The following is a 10,867-nucleotide window of genomic DNA, read 5'->3' as shown; positions in this document are numbered from 1 at the left end:
GAATTGATCCCAGCGCGAGACTGAGCGTAATTTTTGCCCTGTATGGTGCTGTTTTGCTAATCGCTCAAATCCATGTCTCGATAGAGGCTGAAGTAGTTGCTGAAACGCAGTGTTATTATGTGCCAAAGCCTGAACTCCTTATGTGTAGTGCTTGGTGGTACAAACATTATAACAATTGAAGTTCAGGCTTTCTTTAGTTTGAATAACTATGGGACAGCAGTGGGGGTGACATCACTTTTCTAAGCCATGAGTCCCAGAATAAGCATTTCGTTCTGCCGGCTTCCAATCTCCCAAAACTCCTTCATTCGGTTTGTATACTTCTACCAGAAGCGGAAAACAGGCGGCATCATCGTCTGAATGGCTACTACCACAATCACCACCCGGGCAGGTCGACATCGAACCGAGTAAATCAATCTCTGCAAAAAATTCAATAAAGTCGCCGGGTTTTACGGGGCTGGCTTTCATAAAATATTGATGGGTATCTTTGGTGAAACCGGTACACATAAATACATTCAACACATCGTGTACGTGCAGCTCGGCTTCTTCAAGCGCTAAATTTCTACCTTCTGCCAACGATCTGGTGAGGTTTGAATGACAGCAATAATGATAATCTACACCGTTTAACATGTAATTTGTGTATGGATCGCAGCGTGTACCAATCACATCATGAATGCCTGCGCCATCTTCATCCCAGCCATACCATTCCAATGTATCGTGAGTGATAGTTGCCAGTGGGCGTAAACCGGGCAAGCTACTCCATAAACGATCACCTGTGGTCACATGACTAGCGTGTAGTTGACGTGTTTTACCGCTGAAAAAGCGTTCGCTTAAATCGTGTTGATTCCATAAGTTTAAATCGCCCACTTGCGGCCCTTCAACACTGACGAGTCTAAATACATGACCTGCGGGTACTTCAAATGTCTTCGCATCTCTAGGTGGTATTAGCACTTCGTCGACTTTAGTCATATTGGTGCGGACCTTGTTATAAAAATCAGTATCGACAGGTGGAAGTTGATCGACGCTATAACAAATGATTGGTTTTCTACTCATCAGATATTTCCTTTTTGCTAAAGAGGCTGGGTATATCTTATACAGTTGATGACCTAATCAATAGTATATTTGGATAATACTTTTAATAGAGAGTGTGTGTTAGTTTTTGCGGTGAATTGCCGGGCTTTGTTTTATTTAAAGCTTGTTACACTCAAAAGGATTTCTACCATGACTGCTATTAAAAATTTATCAGCAAAATGTATCTCTATTTTTACCTTAATGGTTTTCTCTTCTTCAGCGGCTTTTGCGGGAATTGCTGTTCCTGGTGGTACAGTGACATTGTCGCCGACTGCTACAACGGCAGTTCCTACGCTTAGTGGAACAATGCTTATCCTATTAAGTTTACTCTTAATGGTAGTTGCTTTCCGAGTATCTAAAAACTCAAAAAATGGAGCTGGTAAGTTCTTCATAGCGCTTATTGGCGCTTCTGCCTTAATGGCGGCTGGTGGTTTTAAAACGGTTTCTGATTTACAGGCTGCTGTAGGTACAACCAAAACGATGGACAACCCCGCAGGTGGAGATGTCATTTTTAATGAAGGAGCTTTTACTATTATTAAAAATGGTTCTGGCGTTACACAACAAGTAAAAGACATAATTTTAAATTTTGAAGGTAACTCTTGTGGGAATTTTCCTGGAGCTGGAATGATCGAGGGAATACCAGAATGTGCAATAAATCTGCCGCTTTCAGATGACATGAGTTGCCATGTGGATTGCAGGTTAGAATTTGATTAAGTTAACCTTGGCGAAGTGCAAGTAACAAAACCCGCAAAATAATTTTGGGTACCAGATAGGTAAAAATTCTTCGATCTTCTTTATCCATTAATCTTAATTGCAATCATACTTGTTATCGTTGATTATGGTGTGACCAAGTGAATGATAGATATATAACAGAGCATCCATAAACCGATGGAAACCCAAGTATTAGATTTAAGCCAAAGCTGGTTTCAGACGCATTTTACTGAAATTCAATTTGCTGCCATTTTTGGCGGCATGGTTCTTTTCTTTTTAATTGAGGGATTTATTCCTCGGCGAAAATCGAATGAGAACGAGACCAATCGTTGGCTGGGTAATATTGGATTGGCGCTATTCAATCACTTCTTTGTCTTATTTTTCTCGATTGTCGTGTATGGGTTAATATCTGGTTTTGTCCCAGAATCTCCGCTTCTATCACATTTTAAAATTTCTGATCTTCCTGTATTTATTCTGTTGCTGTTTGTGATGGAGTTTTTGGTCTACTGGATTCATCGTCTATTTCACAAGGTTCCATTTCTCTGGCAAATACATGCGGTACACCATACAGATACCGAAATTGATGTGACGACAAGCCATCGGCATCATCCTTTTGAGCCAATGATTAATGTCATTATTTTAACCCCTGTTATTTTATCTCTAGGTGCTCCTTTTATTGTTATTGCGCTTTATAACCTAACCCACACTGCATTTAGTTTATTTACTCACAGCAATATAGTGTTGCCTAAAAAGCTCGATAAGGTATTAAGACTGTTTATTGTGACGCCAGATTTTCACCGTATGCATCACTCCAGCGATAAAAAATTCACCAACAGTAATTACAGCGACATGATTCCGTGGTTTGATTATTTTTTCAGGACGTACACGCAAAAGCCTTATGAAGAGATTGCGTCAATGGAAGTTGGTCTAGAAACATTGCGCGATAATCAAGATAGTCGTCTGGACAGACTGTTCATTACACCATTTATTTACAAACCAAAAAGCTAATCCACCCCCCTACTTTCATGAGGTTTTTATAATACTTGAAAAGCCCCTATGTAATATTCGTGGTCAATATCCTGTAATGTTAATTAGGCAATAACTCAGAACTGTTTTAAGCAGAATATTGAGCGCTAAGTATTTTTATTTAAGTTACAGGGTTTTCTCAAATAGATAACCTATACTCTTGCTTCATTATCTCAACCCAATTTTAAGTATGGATCCTATTTTTGAGCTCAGTATCTACTGGGTATTAGCCTTGAGCCTTGTCGCTTTTTGCGCGGGTTATGTTGATGCTGTTGCGGGCGGTGGCGGAATGCTTAACCTTCCCGCTTTATTATTCGCGGGTGTTCCACCAATTTCTTCATTAGCTGTGAGCAAAGTGACTGCCATTGCTGGCACTACACTTGCGGTTGCCAAATACGCGTTAGGTAAAAGAGTGCAGTGGAAAATAGTGGCTTATGCTGCAATTCCTTGTCTATTGGCTTCTTATGTTGGTGGGATGTTTGCGCTAAAACTCTCTGCTACCTTTTTGGCCTGGGCTATTATAATTTGTATTCCGATTGCGCTGATTATTGTACTGAGAGACAAACCAGAAGCACACTTGGGCACTACGGAAGATCGACCGATTAAAGCAATAGCAGCGCTTGCGCCGATTGGTTTCTATGATGGAATTTTAGGCCCGGGAACCGGTACTTATATGGCAATTGCCGTAAGAAAAATACTGAAATTCGATTTACTTAAAGCAACCGCAACCATCAAACCCTTAAATCTATTTACCAATATTGGGGCGGCTGTTGCATTTTTACTGGCGGGAAAGGTTATTTGGGCAATCGCTCTTCCGATGATTGCCGCAAGTTCTTTAGGTGGCTGGATAGGGGGCCATTCTGCCATTAAAGGTGGAGATAAATTTATCCGCCGTCTATTAATTATCGTACTAACCGTTATGTTAACGGCGAATGTAATCAAGATGTTTATGTAATTAGCCTAAAAAACTCCCTGTAAGTAGGGGGGTGGGTTTGGTTAATGTTATAAACTATCTTAAATGTTAAGCCGTTCTATTTAGCTCTAGGATCTTCTTTCTGAAGAATTTTGGCACGTCTTTCTTCCCACCTTTCTTTTGCCGTTTGAATAGCTCTGTCCGTATTGTTGGTAAACTCAGGAGTGGGTGTTTGGGTTTTGATCGCTAAAGATGGAGAAAGCCTAGACGTAGTTTCTACTAATTTATCTTCCTTCTGTTTTTGGAAAGATTTGTGCGCTTCATGGGTTTTTTTCAGCGTGTTCGCGCTATCAGGACGTCTTAGGCTTTTCTTTGTCGGGTCGTAATCGGATAAATTAATTTCAAAATTCCCTAAGCCGATATCCAGTAGGTATTTAGCGAGCGTATCGAGCTTTCTCCAGACACGTGCTTTACCACTGTTTTTAGCCATTACGATTTTATCTGTTTCACCAGCAGTAATGGTTAATGTCCAGGTATCACCTTCAGCATTTGCTTTAGCTTTAGCAACAGCTCCGGCTTCTATTAAGTGAGTTAGTGCATTGTGGTTAATTGTGTGAGTATTCATCAAAGCTTCCCCTTTTTGCTATGAATTGCTTCCCAGTTATTAACTGTATGGTCGTTATTTTATAGAAAATAGTATTGTATGCAACTTTTTGGTGCATTTTTTGCAGGAGTTTTCAAAGTGCTTTTGACACAGCAAATGCTTTTTTATTGATGGGGACTAGGCTAAGCTTCTATTTTTGATAATTTAAGCTATTTTAAGTGACTAAATCAGATCAACATGTAGATATGAATCGACGCTTTGGTGGCGTACAACGCTTATATGGAAAGGCTGCCTTAGAAAAATTTCAACAAGCACATGTGATTGTGGTTGGTGTGGGTGGTGTTGGTTCCTGGGTTGCTGAAGCCCTCGCCAGAAACGCAATAGCAAAAATTACATTGATCGATATGGATGTCGTTGCAGAATCAAATATCAATCGCCAGCTTCCTGCTTTATCAAGCACTTTGGGCCGAAATAAAATCGATGTAATGGCGGATAGAATCAAAGATATTAATCCTAATTGTGAGACTGTCACGATTGATGACTTTGTTACGCAAGATAATATAGAAGCGATGATATCGACCGATGCTGATTTTGTTGTCGACTGCATCGATGATTCACGGGTTAAGTCAGCCATGATTGCATGGTGCAAACGCAATAAAATAAAAATCATCACTCTTGGTGGAGCGGGCGGTCAGACAAATCCTGGTTTGATAGAAGTCTCTGATTTAAGTAAAACGATACATGATCCTTTATTATCTAAAACACGAAAATTATTACGTCAGGATTATGGCTTTACAAAAAATACGAAACGTCGTTTTTCAATTCCCTGTGTGTTTTCCTCCGAGCAGTTGAAATACCCACTCAGCTCTGGTGAAATGTCCAACGATAAACCCACAGGGGAAGCGGCATTGACGGATTTAAGTTGTGCCGGAGGAATAGGCTCATCTGTAATGGTTACGGCGACATTTGGGTTTGTAGCGGTGGCTTATGTGTTGGAAAAAATAGCAGCTAAAACTTAAGTAATCGTTTTAATTAGAAGGTTTCTTTTTCGGCTTTTTAATCTTTGCGAATTTAGGCGCCATTTTTTCGAGATGATTTTGATACATCACAAACCACATCAAAACTGGTGTTACCGCAGGCAAGATTAAATAGCCCATTTGATAGCCAAGCGCGATCAATTCTCGAGTAAATGCGGTGGTGTTGAGTGTTTCTGCAATACCCATTCCCAATTTAAATACCAAGGTTTGCAGTGTGTCGAAGGTTATGCCCCAAACCTGCACGATGAGTAAAATCAGAATACCTATGTATAAATTCTGTAGCTTATTGCCTAGTTTGTCGGGAGTGGCTAACAACATCGCGATAAATAAAGCGATACCATAACCGTACTTCATGGCATTGATGGCAAACACTAACTGCCCTTGATTCACATCATTTGTTTTTTCAGCAGCAAATGGCGTGATGATATGCAGAACATGTTCATAAACTTCGACATTGACAACAGACTGTCCTGCCACTAACGATAAAGTCGCTTTTGACAAAAATGAAAGCACGTAGAGAATAACTGGTGTTAAGAAATACCAAAGTACAAAAGTAATCGGCAGCCAAATCAGAATTTTAAGTAAAAATCCTTTGACTGAGATTATTTGGTCTGATTCTTTTGTCATATTTTTAAAAGCAGTACTATGTTAATTTTAAGCCGCTTGAGGCTCTACTTGATCATCTTCTGGCTCCGGTAGCATTCGTACCCAAACAATAAATACGATTAATGCGTCAAGAATAATGAGTGCTTGCCACAAGTATAAATGTGCCCATTCAAACCATTCTTTATCCCATTGTAATAGATAAAAGAGACTGATAATTCTAACAATATTGAGTGCCTGAATCGCTAAAAAACCAAATAGTAAACCGTAGAGTTTATGTTTCCAGCTGGCAGGGAATGCAACGATGGCAGCTGTCAGACAGATCATTGCTTCAACACCATTACAACCGGGCTGGATAGAGACAGCGGTACCATTATTTATATTTTGAAGAATGATGCCGTGAGATTGGACTGAACTATCAAATAGTTGGGTAACTGCCGCGCTGACAGATGCGATTAAGCCGGTGAAAGGCAAGATAACGTATTCACGAACAGGACCGAGCAATTCCAAGGTAAATAAAACAACCAAGACCAACACAAACCACGAGATACGCATAAGCTTTCCAACAATCGGGATGTTTAAAGTATGGCATAACTTTCGTATTATTTTTGTGAAAAAATTACGGAAATAGTTTTAAATTTAATAATTCAAATCAACTTTATTATGAGATCTCGTAATAACGTGCTACTTTTAGCGCGTTCTTTCGATGAGAAATTAATATCAAATTGTTTTAACTATTCTCTATGGTTAAGCCTGTGCTCAGTAATATTGATATATCCTGTAAAAAAGAACAATAAAAAGGGGTCTTTCCATGTTAAAAAAAATCACGGTATTAATGCCGATTGTACTCATATCTGCTGGCATTACTGGATGTTCGGGCACAAAACCACAACAAGTAAAAAGCACTGTAGCACCAAAACAAATTGTTAAAGTTCCTACTGTTGCTGAGACAGAAACTGAAGTAGAACAAGTTGTTTATGAAAAGCGTTCCCCAAAACGCAATATACGTAAAGCAACTAATCAACGGAGTTATAATAATAGTGTAAGTCCTTTCTCGCGCAAATTATCTAGTGCGGCTTTGCAGCGTTTGCAATCACGCGTTAGATACGATGGTTCTTATGTGAAAATTGCATATCCATGGGGTGATGTTCCTGCAAATATTGGCGTATGTACAGATGTTGTAATTCGTTCTTACCGTAAACTGGGTATCGATTTACAAAAAGAAGTGCATAAAGATATGACCACTGCTTTTAACTCTTATCCTAATCCACGTAAGTGGGGTTTATCGCGTCCTGATACCAATATCGATCATCGTCGCGTTTACAATTTAAGAAAATTCTTCCAGCGTAAAGGTGCTGCATTACCTATCACACGTAATCCTCGCGATTATAAGCCTGGAGATCTAGTTACCTGGATGGTCGGACCTGATTTACCACATATTGGCATGGTTGTTGACAGACCAAGTCGCGCGGATCCAAATCGCATGATGATTGTTCACAACATCGCACAGGGTCCTCAGATGGAAGATGTATTGTTCAGATTCCCTATCACTGGCCACTATCGCTATACATCAGCGCACGTAGGCAATTCACCGCAGACTTATTATGCGTCAAATAAAGCTCAGCCTCGCAGAAACCAAATGACTCATGCTCAATTAGTTCAAGCAGCTAACCTTCTAGGTACTGGAACTCAATCAAGAGCGGCTCAAGCAACTCCTCAAACAGTTGCAGCAGCGCCTAGAGTATTATCAAATGCTCAGTTAATGGAAAGTGTCGTGAGCCTTAATAGCGCTAACGGTCCGGTTGTAAAAGCAAAGAACGGTAATGTAAAATTAGCGAAACTGTCTAATGATCAAATTAATGCGTTGTTGATTAAATAACAGTTCTTAATTATCTTAAAAGCCCGAATGTCGAAAGACCTCGGGCTTTTTTTATGCTTTTTTATATCGTCGCCTCTCATCAATCTCGTGCAAAGCACTCTTTAATATATTATCTTATTTCTTTTGAATAATTTGTTTGGAGTAATGCAATGTCTGAAACCCCATCCACAATGCTAGAACTTGGTACGCAAGCACCTGATTTTTCATTAATCGAACCTGCATCGGGCAATATGGTTTCATTATCTGACTATAAGAATGAAGCCGTTTTGATTGCTTTTATTAGTAACCACTGTCCTTATGTCATTCTGATTAAAGATGCGCTGGCGCAATTTGCCAGAGATTATCAAGATAGAGGTCTAAAAGTCATCGCAATCAATGCTAACGATGTAGAAAATTATCCCGACGATAGTCCGGAAAAAATGGTTGAAGATGTGGAAAATTATGATTACACCTTCCCTTACCTGTTCGATGAATCACAGCAAACGGCAGCAGCATATCAAGCGGCATGTACGCCTGATTTCTTTATGTTCGATGAGAATCATAAACTATATTATCGTGGTCAATTTGATGGAGCGCGTCCAAATTCTGGGATTCCGGTTACGGGCGAAGATATGATAAAAGCAGCTGAATCATTATTAGCTGGTGATCCCCAACCAGTGGTGCAAAAACCTTCAATGGGCTGTAATATCAAATGGAAAGCGGGTAACGAACCTCAATATACTTAGAACAAAAAAAACAGCCTGAGCTCTGCATAAATTCCATTTACGTTTTTAAACCACAAAAACGTAATGTCATTAAAAGTAGGGGATGACCTTTACTTTTTTGCTCGAATAAGAGTGTATAAAATTAAAAAAGATGACCGCCTTTCAAAAATCTTTCGATAAATCTATTTGGGAAGTTGTTTCTCAAATAGCTGTAGGGCGCGTCATGAGTTATGGTGAAGTTGCTCGAGCTGCGGGATATCCCAGACATGCTCGAATGGTAGCACGTGCGATGAGTCGATCTGAAGAAAAACTACCGTGGCATCGTGTAGTTAAATCAGATCGTACTATCGCATTCGAAGTAGGTAGCGAACCCTATAAAAAACAACAAGCACTGTTATTAAACGAAGGTGTTCAATTAAAAGAAGGGAAAGTTATTCCTATAACATCCGATAAGAATAGAGAGCTTGATGAGGTGTTGTGGGGACCAAGTGATGATAACTAATATTACTTTCTAAAATTGAATCAATAAGAAAAAACACCTTATAACTAGGGGGGTGTGAATTCACAGGGTGACTTTTCAGGTATGATTCACACCAAACTCAATCGACTATGGGCTAAATATGTCTGATTCAATCAGTGATTCTAAAACGATTAATAAAAAAGAATCATGGGGAGACACTCTAAAAGCATTCTTGAATCCAAGCGTGTTAACAATGCTATTTCTAGGCTTTTCTGCTGGCATTCCTATTTTACTTATTTTCTCATCATTAAGCTTGTGGTTGCGCGAAGCTGGCGTTGAGCGTTCGGCCGTTACTTTCTTCAGTTGGGCGGCACTTGGTTATTCATTTAAATTTGTATGGGCGCCACTGGTGGATAAACTGCCATTGCCTTTTTTAACAAGGCTTTTAGGGCGAAGACGTAGTTGGATGTTGTTATCACAATTTGCGATTATTCTCGCAATTTTATGGATGTCGCAGACTGATCCTACTGATAGCGGAAGTCTCACCTTAATGGCTGTTGCAGCTGTTCTGTTAGGTTTTTCATCGGCTACCCAGGATGTAGTGATCGATGCTTATCGTATTGAATCTGCGCAAACAGATTTACAAGCTCTGATGTCATCAACCTATATCGCCGGTTATAGAATTGGCATGCTGGTTGCTGGTGCTGGTGCTTTATTCCTTGCCAGCTACTTTGGTTCTGATAAAGGTTCCTATAATTATCAGGCCTGGGAATACAGTTACATGATCATGGCTGGCGTGATGTTAGTTGGTGTAATTACTACGCTACTTATCCCCGAACCTACAGTCAGTAAAGAAAAAGCCACTCTATACACTGCGAATGATTATCTAAGGTTTTTATTCTTATTTGTTGCAATCGTGATCGCCTTTATCCTGACATTTTATTTCAGTAGCGATATATCAGATGATTTCAAAAGCACTCTCAAAGAACTTTTTGCCAATAATCATCTGGCCAATTTTGTTGTTTCTCTGATTCGTCTTATTGCAGCGATAGCATTTGCCGCTTTAGTTGCTTTTGCCTTGGTGAAAGCTAATGTAGTGAACAAAACCATGGTCAAAGAAACCTATGTAGGCCCTGTGCAAGATTTCTTTATGCGCTACGGGCTTTCACTGGCTTTTTTGCTATTAGCTTTAATAGGACTCTATCGCATCGCAGATATTGTGCTTGGCGTTATCTCCAATGTTTTCTATCAAGACCTGGGATATTCAAAAGTAGAAATCGCCAGTGTGGTTAAGACATTCGGCTTGTTTATGACTATTGCAGGTGGTTTTTTAGGCGGTTTACTTTCAGTGCGCTTTGGCGTTGTTAAAATTCTATTCTTAGGCGCACTATTATCCGCAGTAACGAATTTGCTTTTCATGGCTTTAGCAAATACAGGTTACAACTTGCCTATGCTCTATCTTGTTATTTCTGCAGATAATTTATCAGCGGGTCTGGCCAGTGCTGCTTTCATTGCATTTCTTTCTAGTTTAACCAACATTTCATTCACTGCTGTTCAATACGCTATTTTTAGCTCGCTAATGACTCTGTTACCCAAGATACTGGGAGGTTATTCAGGCTCTATGGTTGAAGCCTTTGGTTATCAAACCTTTTTCCTGATAACTGCACTAATGGGTATACCTGTTTTATTATTAATAATAATTGCTGGTAAGAAGTTAGAGCTGAAACAAAACAGTTAAAAAAGTTTCCCTTTGAATAGTATTAAGTTTGCACAAGAGCTTAAGAAAAACCCCTTATAAGTGGGGGGGTGATCTTCGTATATCTAATTTTATCCTATTAAATAAGAGTTTAGGTGATTTTGCC

Annotated in this window: 13 protein-coding genes; 8 read left to right on the top strand and 5 right to left on the bottom strand. The window is 39.5% G+C overall.

The window, feature by feature from the left end; all coding sequences use genetic code 11:
* The coding region (locus Q1A31_RS01140; protein WP_299871120.1) for a DUF4372 domain-containing protein at positions 1–126 on the bottom strand (126 nt) is incomplete at its 3' end.
* A 105-nt stretch (positions 127–231) separates the two neighbouring features.
* Complete coding sequence (locus Q1A31_RS01135; protein WP_299871102.1) at positions 232–1,050, bottom strand: DUF1989 domain-containing protein; 819 nt, start codon at positions 1,048–1,050, stop codon at positions 232–234.
* Positions 1,051–1,218: 168 nt separating this feature from the next.
* Here Q1A31_RS01135 and Q1A31_RS01130 point away from each other — a divergent pair, with 168 nt between their 5' ends.
* From Q1A31_RS01130 to Q1A31_RS01120, 3 genes are all read left to right on the top strand, one after another.
* Positions 1,219–1,782 (top strand): midcut-by-XrtH protein, encoded by a 564-nt coding sequence (locus Q1A31_RS01130; RefSeq protein WP_299871098.1) that lies wholly within the window; start codon positions 1,219–1,221, stop codon positions 1,780–1,782.
* Between the two features lie 174 nt (positions 1,783–1,956).
* Positions 1,957–2,787 (top strand): sterol desaturase family protein, encoded by an 831-nt coding sequence (locus Q1A31_RS01125; protein WP_131904657.1) that lies wholly within the window; start codon positions 1,957–1,959, stop codon positions 2,785–2,787.
* A gap of 208 nt (positions 2,788–2,995) precedes the next feature.
* Entirely contained in the window at positions 2,996–3,760 is a 765-nt protein-coding gene (locus tag Q1A31_RS01120; protein ID WP_299871093.1) for a TSUP family transporter, read from the top strand.
* Positions 3,761–3,836: 76 nt separating this feature from the next.
* On the opposite strand, the gene Q1A31_RS01115 is transcribed toward Q1A31_RS01120, so the two are convergent.
* Positions 3,837–4,343: a hypothetical protein gene (locus Q1A31_RS01115; RefSeq protein WP_131904655.1), complete on the bottom strand. Its 507-nt coding sequence runs from the start codon at positions 4,341–4,343 to the stop codon at positions 3,837–3,839.
* A 197-nt stretch (positions 4,344–4,540) separates the two neighbouring features.
* On the opposite strand from Q1A31_RS01115, the gene tcdA reads away from it, so the two are divergent.
* The gene (tcdA, locus tag Q1A31_RS01110) at positions 4,541–5,341 is read left to right on the top strand and encodes a tRNA cyclic N6-threonylcarbamoyladenosine(37) synthase TcdA (protein ID WP_299871085.1); all 801 of its coding nucleotides are present in this window, start codon (positions 4,541–4,543) and stop codon (positions 5,339–5,341) included.
* 9 nt (positions 5,342–5,350) lie between these two features.
* Here the strand turns inward: tcdA and Q1A31_RS01105 are convergent, their stop codons facing one another.
* Positions 5,351–5,986, bottom strand: coding sequence for an exosortase H-associated membrane protein (locus Q1A31_RS01105; RefSeq protein WP_299871082.1), 636 nt, complete (start codon positions 5,984–5,986; stop codon positions 5,351–5,353).
* Between the two features lie 27 nt (positions 5,987–6,013).
* Complete coding sequence (gene xrtH, locus Q1A31_RS01100) at positions 6,014–6,517, bottom strand: exosortase H (protein ID WP_299871079.1); 504 nt, start codon at positions 6,515–6,517, stop codon at positions 6,014–6,016.
* A gap of 256 nt (positions 6,518–6,773) precedes the next feature.
* Here xrtH and Q1A31_RS01095 point away from each other — a divergent pair, with 256 nt between their 5' ends.
* The 4 genes from Q1A31_RS01095 to Q1A31_RS01080 all read left to right on the top strand — a co-directional run bounded on the left by Q1A31_RS01095 (position 6,774) and on the right by Q1A31_RS01080 (position 10,743).
* A complete protein-coding gene (locus Q1A31_RS01095; protein WP_299871076.1) occupies positions 6,774–7,841 on the top strand; it encodes a DUF1287 domain-containing protein in 1,068 nt (355 codons plus the stop codon).
* A 149-nt stretch (positions 7,842–7,990) separates the two neighbouring features.
* Complete coding sequence (locus Q1A31_RS01090; protein ID WP_299871073.1) at positions 7,991–8,566, top strand: thioredoxin family protein; 576 nt, start codon at positions 7,991–7,993, stop codon at positions 8,564–8,566.
* Between the two features lie 130 nt (positions 8,567–8,696).
* Positions 8,697–9,047 carry an MGMT family protein gene (locus Q1A31_RS01085; protein ID WP_299871070.1) on the top strand — a complete coding sequence of 117 codons (351 nt, stop codon included), beginning with the start codon at positions 8,697–8,699 and terminating at the stop codon, positions 9,045–9,047.
* 118 nt (positions 9,048–9,165) lie between these two features.
* A complete protein-coding gene (locus Q1A31_RS01080; protein WP_299871068.1) occupies positions 9,166–10,743 on the top strand; it encodes an MFS transporter in 1,578 nt (525 codons plus the stop codon).
* The last annotated feature ends 124 nt before the right edge of the window (positions 10,744–10,867 follow it).

Origin of the sequence: uncultured Cocleimonas sp., assembly GCF_947495625.1 — a bacterium.
Classification (GTDB): Bacteria; Pseudomonadota; Gammaproteobacteria; order Thiotrichales; family Thiotrichaceae; genus Cocleimonas.
Note: the sequence above shows the minus strand (reverse complement) of the source record. Positions and strands in the feature narration are given on the sequence as shown.